28 protein-coding genes are annotated in these 15,921 nt (G+C 61.7%); 17 read left to right on the top strand and 11 right to left on the bottom strand.

Translation table 11 applies throughout. The features are described from left to right. Positions 1 to 57: 57 nt before the first annotated feature. Positions 58 to 1,467 (bottom strand): ParB N-terminal domain-containing protein, encoded by a 1,410-nt coding sequence (locus tag AB3X89_RS06595; RefSeq protein ID WP_368582425.1) that lies wholly within the window; start codon positions 1,465 to 1,467, stop codon positions 58 to 60. 357 nt (positions 1,468 to 1,824) lie between these two features. On the opposite strand from AB3X89_RS06595, the gene AB3X89_RS06590 reads away from it, so the two are divergent. The 5 genes from AB3X89_RS06590 (at position 1,825) to AB3X89_RS06570 (ending at position 3,992) form a co-directional block, all read left to right on the top strand. After that, a complete protein-coding gene (locus tag AB3X89_RS06590; RefSeq protein ID WP_368582424.1) occupies positions 1,825 to 2,532 on the top strand; it encodes a hypothetical protein in 708 nt (235 codons plus the stop codon). A 293-nt stretch (positions 2,533 to 2,825) separates the two neighbouring features. Next, on the top strand, positions 2,826 to 2,996 hold the full coding sequence (locus AB3X89_RS06585; RefSeq protein WP_368582423.1) for a hypothetical protein: 171 nt from the start codon (positions 2,826 to 2,828) through the stop codon (positions 2,994 to 2,996). A 4-nt stretch (positions 2,997 to 3,000) separates the two neighbouring features. Then, a complete protein-coding gene (locus AB3X89_RS06580; protein ID WP_368582422.1) occupies positions 3,001 to 3,201 on the top strand; it encodes a hypothetical protein in 201 nt (66 codons plus the stop codon). 45 nt (positions 3,202 to 3,246) lie between these two features. Beyond that, positions 3,247 to 3,600, top strand: a complete 354-nt coding sequence (locus tag AB3X89_RS06575; protein ID WP_368582421.1) for a FadR/GntR family transcriptional regulator — start codon at positions 3,247 to 3,249, stop codon at positions 3,598 to 3,600. A 50-nt stretch (positions 3,601 to 3,650) separates the two neighbouring features. Continuing rightward, positions 3,651 to 3,992: an H-NS family nucleoid-associated regulatory protein gene (locus tag AB3X89_RS06570; RefSeq protein WP_368582485.1), complete on the top strand. Its 342-nt coding sequence runs from the start codon at positions 3,651 to 3,653 to the stop codon at positions 3,990 to 3,992. Here the strand turns inward: AB3X89_RS06570 and AB3X89_RS06565 are convergent. Beyond that, the gene (locus tag AB3X89_RS06565; RefSeq protein ID WP_368582420.1) at positions 3,962 to 4,213 is read right to left on the bottom strand and encodes a hypothetical protein; all 252 of its coding nucleotides are present in this window, start codon (positions 4,211 to 4,213) and stop codon (positions 3,962 to 3,964) included. The genes AB3X89_RS06570 and AB3X89_RS06565 overlap by 31 nt on opposite strands. 60 nt (positions 4,214 to 4,273) lie before the next feature. Here AB3X89_RS06565 and AB3X89_RS06560 point away from each other — a divergent pair, with 60 nt between their 5' ends. Continuing rightward, entirely contained in the window at positions 4,274 to 4,666 is a 393-nt protein-coding gene (locus AB3X89_RS06560; RefSeq protein ID WP_368582419.1) for an H-NS histone family protein, read from the top strand. A 98-nt stretch (positions 4,667 to 4,764) separates the two neighbouring features. Here AB3X89_RS06560 and AB3X89_RS06555 read toward each other — a convergent pair whose 3' ends face one another. The 9 genes from AB3X89_RS06555 to AB3X89_RS06515 all read right to left on the bottom strand — a co-directional run bounded on the left by AB3X89_RS06555 (position 4,765) and on the right by AB3X89_RS06515 (position 9,001). Beyond that, positions 4,765 to 5,409 carry a hypothetical protein gene (locus AB3X89_RS06555; protein ID WP_368582418.1) on the bottom strand — a complete coding sequence of 215 codons (645 nt, stop codon included), beginning with the start codon at positions 5,407 to 5,409 and terminating at the stop codon, positions 4,765 to 4,767. Further along, positions 5,406 to 5,660 carry a hypothetical protein gene (locus AB3X89_RS06550; RefSeq protein ID WP_368582417.1) on the bottom strand — a complete coding sequence of 85 codons (255 nt, stop codon included), beginning with the start codon at positions 5,658 to 5,660 and terminating at the stop codon, positions 5,406 to 5,408. Before AB3X89_RS06550 ends, AB3X89_RS06555 begins: the two co-directional genes overlap by 4 nt. Beyond that, the gene (locus AB3X89_RS06545) at positions 5,657 to 6,229 is read right to left on the bottom strand and encodes a RusA family crossover junction endodeoxyribonuclease (RefSeq protein ID WP_368582416.1); all 573 of its coding nucleotides are present in this window, start codon (positions 6,227 to 6,229) and stop codon (positions 5,657 to 5,659) included. The genes AB3X89_RS06550 and AB3X89_RS06545 overlap by 4 nt, the downstream gene beginning before the upstream one ends. After that, positions 6,151 to 6,354, bottom strand: a complete 204-nt coding sequence (locus tag AB3X89_RS06540) for a hypothetical protein (RefSeq protein ID WP_368582415.1) — start codon at positions 6,352 to 6,354, stop codon at positions 6,151 to 6,153. The genes AB3X89_RS06545 and AB3X89_RS06540 overlap by 79 nt, the downstream gene beginning before the upstream one ends. After that, the gene (locus AB3X89_RS06535; RefSeq protein ID WP_368582414.1) at positions 6,351 to 6,746 is read right to left on the bottom strand and encodes a hypothetical protein; all 396 of its coding nucleotides are present in this window, start codon (positions 6,744 to 6,746) and stop codon (positions 6,351 to 6,353) included. Before AB3X89_RS06535 ends, AB3X89_RS06540 begins: the two co-directional genes overlap by 4 nt. Before the next feature lie 3 nt (positions 6,747 to 6,749). Then, positions 6,750 to 6,923 (bottom strand): hypothetical protein, encoded by a 174-nt coding sequence (locus AB3X89_RS06530; protein WP_368582413.1) that lies wholly within the window; start codon positions 6,921 to 6,923, stop codon positions 6,750 to 6,752. 2 nt (positions 6,924 to 6,925) lie between these two features. Beyond that, positions 6,926 to 7,426: a hypothetical protein gene (locus AB3X89_RS06525; protein ID WP_368582412.1), complete on the bottom strand. Its 501-nt coding sequence runs from the start codon at positions 7,424 to 7,426 to the stop codon at positions 6,926 to 6,928. Then, complete coding sequence (locus tag AB3X89_RS06520; protein ID WP_368582411.1) at positions 7,423 to 8,616, bottom strand: hypothetical protein; 1,194 nt, start codon at positions 8,614 to 8,616, stop codon at positions 7,423 to 7,425. The genes AB3X89_RS06525 and AB3X89_RS06520 overlap by 4 nt, the downstream gene beginning before the upstream one ends. A gap of 130 nt (positions 8,617 to 8,746) precedes the next feature. Next, the gene (locus AB3X89_RS06515; protein WP_368582410.1) at positions 8,747 to 9,001 is read right to left on the bottom strand and encodes a hypothetical protein; all 255 of its coding nucleotides are present in this window, start codon (positions 8,999 to 9,001) and stop codon (positions 8,747 to 8,749) included. A gap of 391 nt (positions 9,002 to 9,392) precedes the next feature. On the opposite strand from AB3X89_RS06515, the gene AB3X89_RS06510 reads away from it, so the two are divergent. The 11 genes from AB3X89_RS06510 (at position 9,393) to AB3X89_RS06460 (ending at position 15,670) form a co-directional block, all read left to right on the top strand. Further along, on the top strand, positions 9,393 to 10,295 hold the full coding sequence (locus AB3X89_RS06510) for a YqaJ viral recombinase family protein (RefSeq protein WP_368582409.1): 903 nt from the start codon (positions 9,393 to 9,395) through the stop codon (positions 10,293 to 10,295). Between the two features lie 14 nt (positions 10,296 to 10,309). Beyond that, positions 10,310 to 10,639, top strand: coding sequence for a MarR family transcriptional regulator (locus AB3X89_RS06505; RefSeq protein ID WP_368582408.1), 330 nt, complete (start codon positions 10,310 to 10,312; stop codon positions 10,637 to 10,639). After that, positions 10,636 to 11,760: a RecT family recombinase gene (locus AB3X89_RS06500; RefSeq protein WP_368582407.1), complete on the top strand. Its 1,125-nt coding sequence runs from the start codon at positions 10,636 to 10,638 to the stop codon at positions 11,758 to 11,760. The genes AB3X89_RS06505 and AB3X89_RS06500 overlap by 4 nt, the downstream gene beginning before the upstream one ends. Beyond that, complete coding sequence (locus AB3X89_RS06495) at positions 11,757 to 11,963, top strand: hypothetical protein (RefSeq protein WP_368582406.1); 207 nt, start codon at positions 11,757 to 11,759, stop codon at positions 11,961 to 11,963. Before AB3X89_RS06500 ends, AB3X89_RS06495 begins: the two co-directional genes overlap by 4 nt. Further along, positions 11,947 to 12,465: a hypothetical protein gene (locus AB3X89_RS06490; protein WP_368582405.1), complete on the top strand. Its 519-nt coding sequence runs from the start codon at positions 11,947 to 11,949 to the stop codon at positions 12,463 to 12,465. Before AB3X89_RS06495 ends, AB3X89_RS06490 begins: the two co-directional genes overlap by 17 nt. 95 nt (positions 12,466 to 12,560) lie before the next feature. Then, positions 12,561 to 12,779 (top strand): hypothetical protein, encoded by a 219-nt coding sequence (locus AB3X89_RS06485; RefSeq protein WP_368582404.1) that lies wholly within the window; start codon positions 12,561 to 12,563, stop codon positions 12,777 to 12,779. 14 nt (positions 12,780 to 12,793) lie between these two features. Further along, positions 12,794 to 13,183, top strand: coding sequence for a hypothetical protein (locus tag AB3X89_RS06480; protein ID WP_368582403.1), 390 nt, complete (start codon positions 12,794 to 12,796; stop codon positions 13,181 to 13,183). Further along, positions 13,180 to 13,827: a hypothetical protein gene (locus AB3X89_RS06475; protein ID WP_368582402.1), complete on the top strand. Its 648-nt coding sequence runs from the start codon at positions 13,180 to 13,182 to the stop codon at positions 13,825 to 13,827. The genes AB3X89_RS06480 and AB3X89_RS06475 overlap by 4 nt, the downstream gene beginning before the upstream one ends. A 57-nt stretch (positions 13,828 to 13,884) precedes the next feature. Further along, the gene (locus AB3X89_RS06470) at positions 13,885 to 15,102 is read left to right on the top strand and encodes a hypothetical protein (protein WP_368582401.1); all 1,218 of its coding nucleotides are present in this window, start codon (positions 13,885 to 13,887) and stop codon (positions 15,100 to 15,102) included. A 41-nt stretch (positions 15,103 to 15,143) separates the two neighbouring features. Beyond that, positions 15,144 to 15,356, top strand: a complete 213-nt coding sequence (locus AB3X89_RS06465; protein WP_368582400.1) for a hypothetical protein — start codon at positions 15,144 to 15,146, stop codon at positions 15,354 to 15,356. A gap of 65 nt (positions 15,357 to 15,421) precedes the next feature. Then, entirely contained in the window at positions 15,422 to 15,670 is a 249-nt protein-coding gene (locus tag AB3X89_RS06460) for a helix-turn-helix transcriptional regulator (protein ID WP_368582399.1), read from the top strand. The last annotated feature ends 251 nt before the right edge of the window (positions 15,671 to 15,921 follow it).

Genomic DNA, 15,921 nt, shown 5'->3' with positions numbered 1-15,921 from the left:
ATAAACTTGCATGCGTGAAAAATACGCATAAGCTCGTGTTATTTAGTAAGGTAATATTTAACCTTCGAACATCGATTCATCGACCTCGACGGGGCCGCACGATTCCACCGCGCGCTTCGCGTTGCCCTTCAAGAACACCAGCACGTTCTGGTGCGTCTTGCCCAGCTTGCGGCTCGCCTTGAACTGAGCGGCCGTGCGCAGCGGCAGCGAGCCCACTGCGGTAACCAGTATCGCCTCGTTGTAATACGCCAGCCCCGCATCACGGAACGCCTGAACGGTGTCACCTACGAAATCGTAGTAATTGCCCGCCTTGTCGCGGACCTCGCCCACCACCACGCACGCGAAGCGGTCATCCTTCAGCCGCTCGCAGGCGCTGCCAATGATTGCGTGATACGCCTTGCGGAACGCGGCGTAGCTGCTCGCGTTCGACAGGTCGCGCGGGTCGTCGCTGTACTTCTCGAGTTCGGCATACGGCGGGCACGTCAGAATCAGGTCCGCCCGCACGCCGCTGCACAGCGAGCCAATCTCGCGTGAGTCGCCTTCGATCCATTCCGGCATCGCGTCATCAGGGCCGAGGATGCGCGTTGCCTGCTCGCGGTTCGCTGCGATCTGCGCGGCGTTCAGATCGACGCCGACATAGCGCCGCCCCAACCTGCCCGCGACGATGCCGCGCACGCTGCCGCCCGCGAAGGGATCGAGCACGACGCCATCGGACGGCGAGAACCAGCGGTAGGCAATCTCGCAAAGCACGGGATCGAAGACGCTCGTATCGCTATCCGTGACAAGGCCGGTTTCGCGCACGCCATCGACGTAGCGCGCAACCCGCTTCGAGCCACCGGGCACCGCGCCATTACCGCGCCCAATCTCGGAGCGGATGCCGAGCGCGAGCCACGCGCGCTTGCGATCCTGCCACCAGCCGCCGCGCGCATTAAGCACAGTGAACGGCGGAACGACGAAGCGGTCGGCCAGGCTCCCCGCGCTTTCTGCGTCGGCGTCGCCCTTGCCCGAGAGGTCTTCCTCCAGCCCGTCGAGCAGGCCGCGCATTTCCTCATCGCTGAATCCGAGCAATGACAGATCGAAGTCCATGCTGGCGAGCCCGGCCAGCTCCAACGCCAGCAAATCCTCGTCCCAGCCCGCGTTGAGCGCCAGCTTGTTGTCCGCGATCAGATATGCCCGCTTTTGCGCCTCGGTCCAGCCACGCGCGACCATAACCGGCGCTTCTGACAGCTGAAGCTGCCGCGCCGCGAGAACCCGGCCGTGACCGGCGATAAGCGTCCCGGCTTCGTCCACCAGCAGTGGATTCGTCCAGCCCCACTCGCGCATCGATGCGGCGATCTGCGCGATCTGCGCATCTGAGTGCGTCCGCGAATTTCGCGCATCGGGAATGATCCTTTCAAGCGGCCAACGCTCGACCTGATCGGCGGGCCACCGTCGAACTTCCGCCGAAGATGCGGCAACAGTTGCCATATGTGAAAGATTCTTCCTTAGCTGGCGGCCAAAAAGAAAAGCCCACACTGCGTGCGGGCCGGATCGGAGCGTACTTTTCCAAATTTGCCATATTGATAGACGCTTTGTTAACGGCTGTCAAGTTACAAAGGGTCGTGCAGTGCGTGACCGCTAACGGTCGTGCTTTTGCACGATGATGACGTTAATTGCCTGAAGATTGGACGATAAATCAGACATTTATCAGTCGTAAGTATTTGTAAAAAACACTTCAAACATACCTTCGGAAGTATGAAGATTCGCACCTCGCGAACGTAAAAGTTGCCGCAAGGAAACGGGTCGGTCATTACGAATACCTGGTTCGAGTTGCCGGTTTGAAAGGTGGCGCGCGCACCGGTGCCGGTTTCAAAGGAGACGATGTTGATTGGGGTGCATCAGATAAGCCTCGCTGGCGTGCGCGATATCGCGCCCGAAGCGCTGGGCGAGGATGGTCATGTGAAGGTGATGCCTGCCGGGTTCTACGCAGTCACCTCCCTGAACGAGCGCGCCGTGTTTGCGGTGCGTAATGGCCTGTACTGCCTGCCAACGACCGAACTGGTTGACTGGCTGCGGGACGTCATCAGCGGGCAGAGCGCCATCGAGATCGGAGCGGGCAATGGCGTCATCGCGGCGGCGCTGGGTATCCCGGCCACCGACAGCTGGATGCAGGAGCACCCTGCTATCGCGGCGTACTACCGCGTGCACGCCCAGCCGACCGTGCGCTATGGCGCGCACGTCGAGAAGCTGGCCGCCTATGAAGCCGTGCGCAAGTATCGGCCCGATGTCGTGATCGCGAGCTGGGTGACGCGCAAGTACGACGAGCGCGAGCACGCCGCAGGCGGAAACGCTCTCGGCGTCGATGAACTGGACGTGCTGAAGCACTGCAAGCGCTACGTGCTGATCGGCAACACGCAGGTACACGCGAAGTCGGCACTGTGGCAACGCAAGCCGATGCTGCATGAAAATCCGCGCTGGCTATATTCGCGCGCCGTCAATGGCTCGCCCGACTTCGTGGCGATATGGGAAGGCGGGGCGGCCCAGCACCACTGAAATTGCCAGAATGCGCAAACGCGCAAACCGGCATGTCTGGCCCCTCGTAACAGAATGCGCTAACCGATCAGGAGACCTTATGACCGCCAAAAAAGCCACGACCACTGGCCGACGCAATCATCTCGCTAAACAGAAGGCGCAAGGCGACTGGCGCGATTGCAACGCTTGACGATCTGCGCGTGGCAGCGGGCCAATTGCGCAGCATTACGAGTAACAGGTTTCGTCAGATTAATTCAACTTTAAAGGTTCGGTCCTACAATTGGACCGCGCGGTACATTTCCAAGGAGCACCGAATGACAATCCTGGAACTTCCCCGCCCTCCGCTGGACGAACACGACGCGAACGGCCGCTCGCGTCTGCTGCCTTACCTTACGGTCAAAATTCTTGAAGAGATGAACGACACATTCCCGGCCGAGTACGTGCCACACCTTCTGGCAGCCGTCGATGCGATCAAAGAAAAATAAGGACATGAGAACGAATGGCCCCGGCGCGTATGAAGATGCGTGCACCCTTGTACGCGAATCGATCGGCGCCACAGGCGTCGTACTGATCGTATTCGACGGCCCGCATGGGCACGGATTATCCGTGGACCTACCGCCGCAGGTCATGCCCACGCTGCCGGGCATGTTGCGCGCCGTGGCTGACGATATCGAGGCGCATATAGGGTAAAACGCGGGCGGAAAAAAATAACGAGACAGAGAGAGACGACGAGCGATGACGAAACACCTGACAGGCATCATGAACCGGATCATGGAGCGCATCATTTCTGGTGAGTACAGCGACAAATTGCCGCCGCAGGACGCGCTCGCCCTGGCGTTGGGCATAGGCCGTTCTACCTTGCGCGAAGCCATCAGCAAGCTCGAAGGATTCAATATCGTGCTGTGCCAACCAAGGAGCGGCACGAAGATCATGCCGCCCTCGGAATGGCACCGCTTCAATCCCGAAGTGATTGCGTGGCATGCGCGACTGAAGGACCCGGCCGCGCCTGCGCTGTCCACCAAATCATTTGACTGCTCGGTTGTCGCCGCATGGAAGGACTTCCCGTCGCCAAGAAGCCGTCAGCCATGAAGCCATCAGAGTTCTTGCAGCGTCCGCCGACGCTTCGCCAGTTAATCGAGATGCGCGACGCGGTTGATGCGCAGCTTGCCGCCATGCGCGATGCAATGCGCGACGAGAAACTTGCCGAGGCCAAAGCGCTGATTGCGGAGTTCGGATTCACTGCGTATGAACTCGGTCTGGTCAAGACGCAGCATATCGAGCGGCACGCGAAAGAAGAACGCACATTCGGCCCGAAAGCTAAAGCCCCTACCCGCCCGCCGCTCTATCGCGATCCGGCGAGCGGGGCGACCTGGAGCGGCCGAGGCAGGCCGCCGCGCTGGATCGAGGGGAACGCCGACGAGTTTCTGATTACCGGTGCCAAGGAACGCTTTCACCGCGACGATACCGACGGCAGTACATAGACGCCATCGGGGCGCGGATAGAGGTGGATCAGTCCCGCGTACGGGTCGGTACGCCAGCTTGCAGCACGATCGAACGCTCTCGGCTCGGGCGCGATGGCGCAGGCGTCCATCGGCACGCCGTACAACTCTGCAAGACGGGCCGCATTGATGAAATGCGACACCCCACCTTGGCGACTCGTGACGATGCCCGGATGCAGGACGTAGGTCGGCTTCAGTTTCATGGTTGTTCACCCATTAACAAAAGCGGCGCTTTTGCGCCGATCAACGACGAGGGAAAAACGATGTCGAAGAAACGGACGATGGAGTCGCAAATCGAACAGCTCAACGCGAAGATCGCCGCCGAGCATGCGAAGTTCAAGACCACCGTTGCGGGCTACGTCGCGGAGGTTCTGGCCGAGTACGGGCTGACGCTGGTCGAATTGGCGCTGGCCGATCATCAGACGCCCGATCTGCTGAAGGGCGCCGCACCAGTGACACGCGGCGCGAGAAAGCGACCAGCCGCACCCGCCGAGCCGAATCCGAAACGCAAGCGCCGGATCGTCCAACGCGGCGGCGTCCCACCGAAGTACCGCGACCGTGCATCCGGCGCGACGTGGAGCGGGCGCGGCCGGGCACCTGCCTGGATCGCTGGCGCGCAGGACCGTACGAAGTTCCTCATCAACGGCGGCGCCTGAAAACAAACCTACTCGCCTGCGGCACCGCGCCGACGCGCGTTCGCCCATCAACGGTACTCCGCACGTCTCCGCAGGCTTTCGGTAAACCGTCACGCTCTTTAACCCTGTTGATAATTTTCGTCCGCAGCATCGACGACCGGCACGCCATTGCTTGCGCCGCGGTTCGCAAAGACATCCGTCAGGATGTCGAGCGCCCGGACCTCGAACTGGTAAATCCGGTCGTCGATCGCGTGGTAGTAGTTGTGGTAGTGGACGTGCGAGCGCCCGCAGGCCGCCGCGATACTGCGCAGCGTAATGGGCGTCGTACTCCTCTCATCCGCGAATACGCGAGCGACCAGCAGATCGCATTCAGCCTCGGAGAGCGCGTCGTAGACCGTGCGGAAGTACCGACTAAGCGACTTGATCGCGTCCGCGCGATCCTCGCTGAAGGCATAGCGGCGACGCCCGTCTACGTCCTCGAATTCCGTCAGCCCGTAGCGCGCGCGGATCGTCGCCGCTTCGGATGCAGGCAGATGTTTGCTCACGCTCCTGACGATCTGCGCGCACTGCGCGTGGATCTCCAGATTCGTGAGCTGGTCGAAGCAGCAGACCTTCGGCGCGAAACGGAAATGGCCCCAAACGTCATGTTCCTTGATGTGCGAGCGCAGGATTTTCAGGCACGTCGATTCGGGCGACGCTTCATAGGCGGGCATCTTGAACGCGATGTAAAGCGCGCACGGCACGGAGGCGAACAGGCCGTTCATGCTGCCCTCGCATCGAGAAGCGCGACGAGTGCGTCAATGCGGGTAGCCAGCGCCTGCGCCTGGCATTCGATCTGACGCAGCATGCTCGCAAGCGCCGCCTGTTCCGCGACCAGCATGTCGATGGCGTCAAGCAGCACGCCGCAATCGTGGTGCGAGTTCTTCCAGGCGGGGTTTTCATCTTTCGGCCGGGCGCTGGCATGCGCCCGCCGGATTTGAAGAACGCGCTGCGCAAACACGGCGGCGTATGTCATTCAGCACTCTCCATAGGTTCAAGTAGTTCGGGCTCAGCGCTGCGCAGCGGATTGAGCATTCGCACTTCGATGACGACGCAGGGATCGAGCGAAAAGCGCTTGCGCACGCAGGCATCAACGATGGCGCTGTCGTCCGCGTAGACGACGCCGTTCATGGCGTCCGAGCAGATTTTTCCAACGTTGTCCCAGTCGGGCCGCCCGGTCGGCACGATCAGCCCGGCGCGCGCGTCGCGCTGCTTCCACTTGGGCCACGACTTCGGAATGCCGAACCATGCGTGAACGAGCAGGACAAGCCCACCCGTCAACGGCGCGCGCCCGGCCATCGCCACCTTCGCCTCGAAGGCCACGCTGCGCTCGTAGTTGCGCGTGTCCGCGGGCGTGTACTGCTGGATGAATTCCTTCCCGCTGCGCAGCCGTTGCAGCCGCGCGCGCGCCCTGCCCTTGGGAACGGGCTCGCCGGGCACCACGAAGCGGATCGCGCTCAGGACGGTCATTTCGCCACCACCGCCAGGAACGGCCCCAGCGACCAGCGAGTAGCACTCAGACGCATGTTCATCGATGCCGAGCAACCACTGTGCAGCCGCTCGATCTCGTTGAATCTCCACGCGACGGCTTCGGCCGCCTTGATCGGGTCATGCGTATCGGCAACATGGCAAAGCACGCGGCCGTTGTAGCGGTTGTAGACCTTGATCACGCCGGTTCTCCGAACAGTTCGAGGTTGTTTTTCTGCGCACGGCGCGTGAGCCACGCGCTGCGTGCATGCTGTACGGCGTCATGCCGCAAATGGCACCGCTGGCAAAGCGCCTTCAGGTTCTTCGGCTTGCAGTTCTCCGGTACGTGATCGAGATGCGCGACCGTGAGCACGACCTGGAACACGCGGACTTCCGGGTGCAGCGATTGGATGTAGCTGACGCGAAAACCATGACGCGCCAGCGGACAGAAAGCGCCGTGCGCGTCGCGGTATCCGATCACGCCGTTGAGCACGCCGCATTGCTCGCAGCGGTTGCCCGCGCGGGCCAGGATCGCCGCACGAATCTGCGGCCAGTCCGGCGGATAGCGCTTGCGCTTTTCAGGCGTGATCGGCATGGCCTACTCGTCCGTCTGAATCCGCAGTGCGTTGGTCCGCGCGTCGTACGTGAAGTCGATCACGCGAGCCATGCGGCCCGTCTCCGCATCGCAGGCGCACACCAGCGCATCGTCGGGAATGTCGCCGCTCATCCGAAGCAGGTCGATCAGCTCGGCCTTGGTCAATGCAGTCTCCATGTTCATTCCTCACGTAAAGCGGGTTGGGTGTCCGTGTACGGCAGCGATCCGGCGATGTGCGTCGGCCCGATGACCGGCGCGGTCGGCACGAGGCGGGGCGCATGGCGCGAGTTGCGCGCCGACCTGACCGCATCGCACGCATGCAGCAGGTAGCCTTCGAGCCGCGCGAGCCACTGCTTCACGACCGGGCCGCCGGGCCGATCTGGCGCCCTGTCCGCCTCGCCCGGCAGCATGTCGGGTAACCCCGCGTCGAGCAGCCGACGCTGGATGCCGCGATAGGCAGACGGCCAGTGATCGGTTCCGTAAAAAAGCCGGATATCGACGGTCGATTCGCCGATAGCCCGGTTCTGCCGCAGCACTTGCGTGATCGCCTGAAGGTCATCGGCAGCCGCGCCGTAGTGGCAGTAGCAGACCCACTCGTCACCGCGGCCGAGCGACCCGGCCAGTGGGCAACCGTAGATCGCGCACTGGCCGTTGCTGCCGCTTTGCATGACGCCGCTCATGCTGCCGCTCCCGGTTGATCACGGCGGCGCACCGCTTCGAAAACGCGGTCCTTCAGCGCGGCATACGTCTCGCCGGGCCGTGGCCGCACGCCCAGTTCATTCGCCTTGCGGTCGATCCCCGCGTCGGTCCTGTGCCAGTCGTCAGCCTTCGGCCTGGGCGGGGCGCGCACCTTGTCGATGAACACGCGCAGGAAACCGGCGCTGATCGGCGAGGCGTCGCCGCTCGCCTGCCGGTCTGCAACCGCGAGGTCATACGCGCGCCGCAGTTCGTCCGCGCTGACCCGCATCGCGGCGAGGTCGATCACGTGCGGGCTGCTTGCGGTCACGCCGCGCGGCGGCTTGCCGCGCTCGCGCTCCCAGCCCACGAGCGCGACCGACACGCCGACAGGCGTCAGGCATCCATCGACGACATGGGGCGGCGGCGCTGTCGGTGGGTTGGCGGGATTTTTCGTCTCGTTTGCCTGCGGCGGCGGCTGCGGCGTCTCGCACGCGCGCACGCGAGGTGTACCGCTGCCGCCGCTATGGGGGTTGGTTTTAAGGTTTTGGTTTACTGCAAATGCAACTGCAACTGCAAGGCCGTCACCTTGACCCTCACCTTGCCGTTCACCATGCCGCCGGGTTGGTGAATCATCCTGCCGTTCACCATGCCGACGGGTTGGTGAAGCCTCGGGTGATTCAAAGTCATCCGGCAAGGTGTCGGGAGGGGTGTCGGATTTGCCCGCACCGAAACGGGTGGCTGCACCGGAGGTCCGTCGCACATACGCATCCCTCACCATGCGCGACGAGTACCAGATCGGGCCGGGCTGTTCCGCGACGAGCGTGACGGGCGGCCCGTTCCTACGGCCGGAGCGCGGCGTGTAGACGTACGCGCGACAGACTTCGCCTGCGGCTGCCGCGCCTTTCATCACGCCCTTGTCGAGCAGCGCTTTCAGATGGGAGACCTTGCAGTGCACGGCGGTCGCGAGTTCCTTCAGCGTCCAGCGCAGGACGCCATATTCCTCGGAGTCGTGCATCAGGCACATGACGTGGAGCCACACGGCTTTTTCTTCGAGCGTGCAGCGGGCCAGGTTTTTGTTCCTTAGCCAGTCGCCGGGATAGAACAGGAATGCGGGCCGCGTCATGATCGCGCCCGCTGGCCGAATGACCGCGTCGCCGGTGCCGTTCTCGCTTTCATGGCAATCCTCATGCAATTAACCGCACAATTGTGGGTGGATAAGTGCAGTGCGCAATTGTCGGATTTATTTCTGAACGGCTTTAACACCCGGCGCGGCACCGCACTTCGGATTTCATTCCGGCAACTGAAAACGATTTAATCGGGTATTAATCGACCGGTCGTTTAGTTCTCCGCTTGCGGCGAGTCATTACACTGGCGAAAAACGTAGAAAAGCGTGGATAATCGGATTCAAGCAGAGTTTCCCAGTTCAGATGCGGTTCAATCGCAATAAACAATCGAAGATGATGGTCAGGAATCCGCTCGCGACTTTTCATCTGCGAGAATGCAGGCGAATTGATTCCAGTCATGACCATAACGGCCTGACGACCGCCCATAGCGGTGATGATAGGCTGGACTTGCATGGTGGATAACCCGGTGGGTGAGAGTTGCACTGGGGAGTTATAACGCTACGCTTCTTTCTGCCCTTCGGAAAGTATCGCTTGCTTTTTTCTTTGCGGTCGCATTCAATGCCTACTCATCCCCGCTTATTTGCCACTATGAACCTCTGGGTCCATCGCCCCTACTTGCGTCATTTGTCCAAAGCTCAGCGCCGCAAATGGTTCGAGCAGTGGAAATATGCGCGCCCGAAGGTCAGGATCGGCAGCGGCTATGTCAGTCCGGTGGTTAAGCGCTCGTACGCGTACGTCAATCGCTGAATCGAATTATCTGAGTTATTTATATTGAATTAACGCAGCATTAATAACTCCGACAATTAAAAGTGTTTTCCCGGGTTTCAGGCAAAGGACAATGACGATGAACCGTGATCGCGAGTCGTGGTTGGCAGAACGCAGGTCGGGAATTGGCGGCAGCGATGCCGCTGCAACGGTCGGGCTGGACCCCTGGAAGACGGCGCTCGATGTATTCCTCCAGAAGACCGGACAGGTCGAAGCGGAAGACCTCGATGAAGTCGAGCGCGTGAGGTTCGGCAACATCATGGAGGCGCCCATCGCGGACGAGTATGCGCGCCGCTACGGCGTCAAGGTTCGGCGCCGCAACCAGATTCTCAGGAATGCGGCCTATCCGTGGATGATCGCGAACGTTGATCGCGTCATCGAGGGGCGGCGCTGCGGCCTGGAGTGCAAGAACGTCGATGGCATGGCGTACCGGCTGGGCGACTGGGGCGAACCCGGCACCGATGAAGTCCCCGAGCATTACCTGCTGCAATGCAGGCACTACATGATCGTGACCGGTTTCGACGAATGGCATCTGGCCGCCTGCGTCGGCGGCAACCGGCTGGTCGTGTACGTGATCCGGCGCGATGCCAGCCTCGATGAAATGCTGATCGAAGGCGAGCACGCATTCTGGCAGTGCGTCGAAAGCGGCCACGCCCCCGAGCCGGATTTCCGGCACGCGAGCACCGCAGGACTGCTGAAAAAGCTCTACCCCGCAACGGATGGACGCGAAATCCAGTTCGGCGCAGACATCGAACATTGGCACGCCATCAAGATGGACGCCGATGCGCGCGTCAAGGAATACAGCGCCGCGAGCGAAGCCGCGAAGAATCACATTCTGTGGACGATGGGCGAGGCGGCGATTGGTCGTCTTGCGGACGGCAGCGCGTACCGCCGCAAGCTGATCGAAAAGAAGGCGTACACCGTCGAAGCGCATCAATACATCGACTGCCGCCATGTGCGCGCGAAAGCTGACGGCGCCTAAAAGGAGTGCTCACCATGAGTGTCTATCGCCAGGCTGATCCATCGACGTCAAAGGATGCGTTTCGCTCAGTCAACGTTTCGCATGCCGAAGCGCTGGTTCTGGAGGCGTTGCATCGTTTTGGCGAGTCCAGAGGCGGGACCACGGAAGAAATCGCGGAGGCGGCGCACCTGAGCCTTCAGACCGTCACGCCGCGCATCAAGCCACTCGAAGCCAAGGGGCTGGTGTATCGCAATGGCGAGCGACGCGTCGGCAAGTCGAAGCGCGCCCGGCTCGTTATCCGGCTTAAAAGCGGCCCGGTTCAGGGCGCGCTGTTCGCTGACGAAAACTCGAGGATCAAATCATGAGCAGTATCGCGCAATGGAATGACAGCGGCGTCAGCGGTGTACCGGCGTCCGTATCCCCCGCCTCGGTACTGTTCGACACGGAATCGTTCGACGCGATGGACCGCATGGCCGCCATCATGGCGTCGGGTAGCGTATCGATCCCGCAGCATCTTCGCGGCAAGAAGGGCGACTGCTTCGCCATCGTGATGCAGTCCTGCCAGTGGGGAGGCATGAACCCGTTTTCGGTCGCGCAGAAAACGCACCTTTCGCAGAGCGGCCAGCTCGGCTACGAGGCGCAACTGATCAACGCGGTGGTCTGCAACCTTGCGCCCATCGAGGGCCGCCCGGACTATGAATTCATTGGCGACTGGTCGAAAGTGCTCGGCAAGGTCAAGGAGGAACGCTCGGAGAAAGGCGGCAAATACTACAGCGCCACCTATACGAGGAACGATGAAGACGGGCTTGGCGTCATCATCCGCGCGACGCTGCGCGGCGAAGCTGCGCCGCGTGAAATTACCGTCATGCTTAGCCAGTGCTACCCGCGCTTCTCGACGCAATGGGCAACCGATCCGCAGCAGCAAATCTGCTACGTCGCCGTTCGCAAGTGGGCGCGGCGCTATACGCCTGACGTACTGCTCGGCGTCTACACGGCCGAAGAACTCGATGCGCCGTTGGCTATGCGCGACATGGGTCGCGCCGAGGAAATCAGGAAGCCCGCAGCCAGGGCAGGCAGCCGCACCGACTCCGTGCGCGCGAAGCTCGCCAGCCAGCGCAACGCCAAGCCTGCGGCAGCCCCGTCTATCGACGCGATCATCCGCAATATCGAAGCCGCGACCACTGCGCACGAACTGACGATGGCGATTGAACCCGTTACGCGCCTCGCCAGCGAGGCAGACAAGGTGCGCGCACGCGAAGCCTACGCGCTGAAGCTGAAGTCGGAGAAAGAGCGCGCCACGGCCGAAGCTGAGCCGGAAACCGGCGCGTACACCTATGCGGCAGTGGCCGACCGCTTGCAGGGCTCAGAGGGCGTTGAAGAACTCGATGAGGCAGCGGACCTGATCCGCGCGGTAGCCGACCCCGAGCATCGCGACGAACTGACGACGCTCTATCACTCGCGGCGGCAGGCACTGGAGAAGTCATGAATACGCCCGACATCGCCTTGAGCGACCGCCTGATGCTTGCTGCCGGATACCTCGCAGGCAGTGAAATGCCCGACTGCGCGGTGGCGGTGCTCGACGCACACCGCCTGCTGTTTGGCGAGTTGGACCTGCCGAGCAACGCCCTCGCCGCCGCGATCGTTGCGAAGCTCAACAAGGAGGACGAGCGCAATGTCGAAGAAAGATGAAGTGATCGCGATGGCGAGCGATGGTGTTGCAGGCAACCTGCTTGCCGCGCTGCTGGCCGAGGTCCGCCTGCTGCCGGATATCTGGCCGCAGCTTAACGAGAGCGAACAGAACGGCGTCATCGAGCGGCTGCGCAAGAAGGTAGCCGACTCCGTGCGCGAGGCGGTGCGCGCCATCGCGAGCGAACAGCGCGTGAGCGTCAGCGCGAGCCTGAAGAAAATCGTCTTTGGCGATCACGTCGAAGCGGTCTTTTCAATCGCGGAGCGTGACCCGGCGCGGCTCGATCTGGCGCAGTGTCGCGGTCAGGCATGCCTGATTGTTGTCACCGACGCCGCTGCGCATATGGGCGGGCTCGATGACGTGAAGGGCGACCCCGATCAGCAGACGCTGCCGGGCGTCGATGGCGTCGATAGCTCGCCTGGCGCGCAGATCGTCGAGCAGGCCCGTCGCCGCTCGAAGCGCAAGCCGCCGTCCGACAAGGGCGCGCAGGACCCGTTTCAATAAACCCGTTTACACGATCGCGTCGAATGAAGGTCCTCATTAGGCGGTTCCCCCCGTTACCGCCGCTGACGCGATCCTTTTTATTCAGGAGCAAGACCTTGAGCAAGAACAGCAGGCAGGCGCGCGAAACGTTCGCGCCTGAAGAAGTCACGCCGATTGACCGGTACGAGCCGGACTATCAATCGCGCTGCATGAACTGCGGCGGCTCGCCTACCGTCCTCGGCGTCAATGCAAACGGCAAGGTCGTGTATGCCGCAAGCATGTGCGGCATGTGTGTATGGGGCGAAGCCGAAGCGATCAACCCGGCGAACTGGTAAGGGAATAGACGGACATGATCAATCACGATGAGCATGAACAGCAGATGCCGAACGAAGCAATCTCAAACCGCTTGCACCGCACGCTCAACCGGCTTGCAAAGTGGCGCAGCGTGTTCGCTGGCTGGCAGCTCGGTACTCGCGTGACGGGCGACCCGGAAAGCGAGGCGGTACGCGATCACCGGGAATTGTCGATGGTCATGCGCGCCGAAGTCAGCGCGCTCGCCGCGCTGCTGATGCAGAAACGCGTGTTTACGGTCGATGAGTTCAACGCCCAGATCGCCGATGAGGCCGAGTGGCTTTCGCAGGCGTATGAGCGCAAGTTTCCCGGCATGCGGGCGACCGACGCGGGGATCAGTATCGACCCGCATGCTGCGAAAGACACGATGAAAGGATTCCGGCCATGACGGGCGCACCCAACTCGCTGCGCGATGGTCTGCCGCCCCTGCCCGCTCACATGGCGAATCTGCCGGTGGATGGCAAAGGATTCCCCGTCCCGTTCTTCGTCGCATGGATCGACGGCAAACCCGATTTCCGCCTGGCCGATCCGGACAAGATGACTACCGCTGTGCGGTTCAACCGCTGCTGGATATGCGGCCAGCCGCTCGGCAAATACCTCGCGTTCGTGAGCGGCCCGATGTGCACGATCAACCGCGCATCGGCAGAGCCGCCTTCGCATCTGGATTGCGCAACCTTCGCGGCCACCACATGCCCGTTTCTCGTGCTGCCCAAAGCGGTACGGCGCGACGCGAAGCTGCCGGAGGAACGAGCCGATCCGGCGGGCGTGTTCGTGAAGCACAACCCAGGCGTCTGCGCAATCTGGATCACGAAGGACTACGGGGTCCGTCGCGTGGATGACGGCGTGCTATTCAACATGGGCGAGCCATCCGAAGTCCTGTGGTACACGCAGGGTCGCCGCGCGAGCCGCGCAGAAGTGATGACGGCGATTGAAGCGGGCCTGCCACTACTGCGCGAAATTGCGCAGGCGGAAGGGACAAGCGCCCAGCTAGAGCAAGCCATCGATGTCGTCGTATCGAATTTGTTGCCGTAACCGTTTGTTTGAATCTTTCCCGCGCCATCCGGGCGCATTCTGAAAGGATGAGTGACCATGCTACAGGCCGACTACGCGACTACGCAAAGCACACCGAACCATCGTATCAACGGTGCCGCCTCCGAGCCCATTCGGCGCATCAAATGGACGCCCGAGGAGATTGAGAAAGTCGCACGCGCATCGTTCGAACTACACCGAAATGACCCTGCCCTGACCCCTGTCCAGGCGGTACTACGTGGACAGTCGGACGTGCTGCCGTCCGAGCGGCACCGGGCGATAAAGCAGGAGAAGGACTTCGACAAAACCATTGTGCCGATCTGGAAGGAACTGGAGGCAGCGCGCGCCGCGCAACCAGCAGCACCCGCTGCCGAGGCTAAAGAAGCACCAGTATCCGGCGAGGCAGACCCGAGTGGCGAGCTACCCCAGGCAGAAGTGGCCGAGGCAAAAAAGCAGACACGCAAGACGCTCGTTCGCTGGGACCGCGATGAACAGCTATTGATTGCCCGCGAGAGCAAACGATTGCGAAACGACTTTCCCGATATGTCACCGCTCGAAAGCATCCGCAAGGCCACCGTCTATGCGATGCCCGCTGATCGCCAGCGCGAGATTCGCACGATGGCCGACGTCGTCTGGATCACCGATCTGTGGCAGCAGATCGATACGGAAGAACGCGCGGCAAAGGCCGAGCGGGAAGCCGAAGCAGCACGGGAACAGGCGCAACAGGCCGAGGCCGAAGCCGCAGCCAAAGCGAAGCGAACCGCGTTCGATCCGCTTTCCCTGAGCTTCGAAACACTCATCAGGACCATCGGCGCGAAGATCGGCCAGCAGGTCGTCAGCGCCATTGGTGAGCATATACAGGAAGCGATCATGCAACGCATTGACGAAGGGATACGCAGTGCGCCCATTCCCGTTCCCCTCGCCGCCGCCGTACCCGAGGGCGTGACGCGGCTACACGCCGCCCCGCGCGAGCGCAAGCCGCGCGTGCTGGTGGTCGGGCTGCTGAACCAGCAGGCGAATGATGTCGAGCACGCCCTTGCGGGAATGTTGCATCTGGATTTCATCAAGCCATCGAGCAATGGCGCACCCGCGCACCTCGAAGAAAAGGCCCGGCATGCTGACCTGACGGTCCTGATGACGAAGTTCATTTCGCACAGCCATCAGGACGCGGTAAAGCGGGCGAGCGGGAATGTCGTCTACCGCAATGGTGGCCCGAGCGAACTGAAGCGCTGGCTTACTTCATGGGTCAACGGCGAGGTGATGACCGCTGCTGCATAATCAGGACTCTTTTTTACCTGGGGAAACGAGGGGACACAGCTATGAAGGCGATAACGAAGGAAGCGAAGGATGTGCGGGTTGGCGATGTGCTGCTGCTCGCCGGAATCCAGCAGCATGAGGTTTTCGCCGTGACGCCGGTGGGCCGTGAAGGCGGCTATGTCGAAATCAGCAGCCGACAGCCAGGCAAGCCCGAAAACGTAAGCGTCGCGCAGATGCCCGCGAGGGCGCCCGTGAAGATTCTTGTTTCTTTTTAATTGCCGGGCAGTAGCGAGCATACGGCAGCGACCACCCATTCAGGCGAAGTGACAGGAGAGCAACCATGAAACAGGACGTGAAGCCGGTGTATTTGGATCGTGAAGCGGTCGCGCGGTTTGTCTCGCTGAGCGAGCCGTCCGTGCAAAAGCTGGTTCGGGAAAAGAAGTTTCCGCAGCCGCGGTTGATTTCCGCGCATCGTGTCGCGTGGCTGATTTCGGAAGTGGAGGAATGGGCAAGGGAGCGCCCGGTGGCTAGCCTGTTGCCCCCGCCGAGTGGCGGGGGAAGTGGTCGCAACAGGAAGGCGAAGGTGTAGAAATCTGTGCTTGATCGGACAGGCGATCTCCGAGCATCAGGCGAACGAAATGGCGGCGACATCCGTTGTCGCCGGGCGAAATCGGTCGCTCTGATGTCCTATTATTCGCTGCCACAAATGACTATTCATAACCTGCTTTCAGTAGCGTGCACTTCGAACATGGAATCTGTCCGAACACACAGGACGACCGGACCTAGTATTAGTGCATTGCTCGCCCTACCGGACGTTATCGTAAGTTCTCCGAAAGCTTT

It is taken from the genome of Paraburkholderia sp. BR14320, assembly GCF_040948665.1.
Taxonomy (GTDB): Bacteria; Pseudomonadota; Gammaproteobacteria; order Burkholderiales; family Burkholderiaceae; genus Paraburkholderia; species Paraburkholderia youngii.
This window is presented reverse-complemented; position numbering and strand designations above follow the sequence as displayed.

Excerpts from the sequence above, each read along its gene's own strand:
- AB3X89_RS06575 (WP_368582421.1), top strand. The coding sequence starts at position 3,247 with ATGACGAAACACCTGACAGGCATCATGAACCGGATCATGGAGCGCATC.
- AB3X89_RS06535 (WP_368582414.1), bottom strand. The coding sequence starts at position 6,746 with ATGCCGATCACGCCTGAAAAGCGCAAGCGCTATCCGCCGGACTGGCCG.
- AB3X89_RS06525 (WP_368582412.1), bottom strand. The coding sequence starts at position 7,426 with ATGAGCGGCGTCATGCAAAGCGGCAGCAACGGCCAGTGCGCGATCTAC.
- AB3X89_RS06570 (WP_368582485.1), top strand. The coding sequence starts at position 3,651 with ATGCGCGACGCGGTTGATGCGCAGCTTGCCGCCATGCGCGATGCAATG.
- AB3X89_RS06505 (WP_368582408.1), top strand. The coding sequence starts at position 10,310 with ATGAGTGTCTATCGCCAGGCTGATCCATCGACGTCAAAGGATGCGTTT.
- AB3X89_RS06460 (WP_368582399.1), top strand. The coding sequence starts at position 15,422 with ATGAAACAGGACGTGAAGCCGGTGTATTTGGATCGTGAAGCGGTCGCG.
- AB3X89_RS06565 (WP_368582420.1), bottom strand. The coding sequence starts at position 4,213 with ATGAAACTGAAGCCGACCTACGTCCTGCATCCGGGCATCGTCACGAGT.
- AB3X89_RS06510 (WP_368582409.1), top strand. The coding sequence starts at position 9,393 with ATGAACCGTGATCGCGAGTCGTGGTTGGCAGAACGCAGGTCGGGAATT.
- AB3X89_RS06555 (WP_368582418.1), bottom strand. The coding sequence starts at position 5,409 with ATGAACGGCCTGTTCGCCTCCGTGCCGTGCGCGCTTTACATCGCGTTC.
- AB3X89_RS06490 (WP_368582405.1), top strand. The coding sequence starts at position 11,947 with ATGTCGAAGAAAGATGAAGTGATCGCGATGGCGAGCGATGGTGTTGCA.
- AB3X89_RS06585 (WP_368582423.1), top strand. The coding sequence starts at position 2,826 with ATGACAATCCTGGAACTTCCCCGCCCTCCGCTGGACGAACACGACGCG.
- AB3X89_RS06530 (WP_368582413.1), bottom strand. The coding sequence starts at position 6,923 with ATGGAGACTGCATTGACCAAGGCCGAGCTGATCGACCTGCTTCGGATG.
- AB3X89_RS06465 (WP_368582400.1), top strand. The coding sequence starts at position 15,144 with ATGAAGGCGATAACGAAGGAAGCGAAGGATGTGCGGGTTGGCGATGTG.
- AB3X89_RS06475 (WP_368582402.1), top strand. The coding sequence starts at position 13,180 with ATGACGGGCGCACCCAACTCGCTGCGCGATGGTCTGCCGCCCCTGCCC.
- AB3X89_RS06515 (WP_368582410.1), bottom strand. The coding sequence starts at position 9,001 with ATGCAAGTCCAGCCTATCATCACCGCTATGGGCGGTCGTCAGGCCGTT.
- AB3X89_RS06470 (WP_368582401.1), top strand. The coding sequence starts at position 13,885 with ATGCTACAGGCCGACTACGCGACTACGCAAAGCACACCGAACCATCGT.
- AB3X89_RS06580 (WP_368582422.1), top strand. The coding sequence starts at position 3,001 with ATGAGAACGAATGGCCCCGGCGCGTATGAAGATGCGTGCACCCTTGTA.
- AB3X89_RS06595 (WP_368582425.1), bottom strand. The coding sequence starts at position 1,467 with ATGGCAACTGTTGCCGCATCTTCGGCGGAAGTTCGACGGTGGCCCGCC.
- AB3X89_RS06480 (WP_368582403.1), top strand. The coding sequence starts at position 12,794 with ATGATCAATCACGATGAGCATGAACAGCAGATGCCGAACGAAGCAATC.
- AB3X89_RS06500 (WP_368582407.1), top strand. The coding sequence starts at position 10,636 with ATGAGCAGTATCGCGCAATGGAATGACAGCGGCGTCAGCGGTGTACCG.
- AB3X89_RS06550 (WP_368582417.1), bottom strand. The coding sequence starts at position 5,660 with ATGACATACGCCGCCGTGTTTGCGCAGCGCGTTCTTCAAATCCGGCGG.
- AB3X89_RS06495 (WP_368582406.1), top strand. The coding sequence starts at position 11,757 with ATGAATACGCCCGACATCGCCTTGAGCGACCGCCTGATGCTTGCTGCC.
- AB3X89_RS06560 (WP_368582419.1), top strand. The coding sequence starts at position 4,274 with ATGTCGAAGAAACGGACGATGGAGTCGCAAATCGAACAGCTCAACGCG.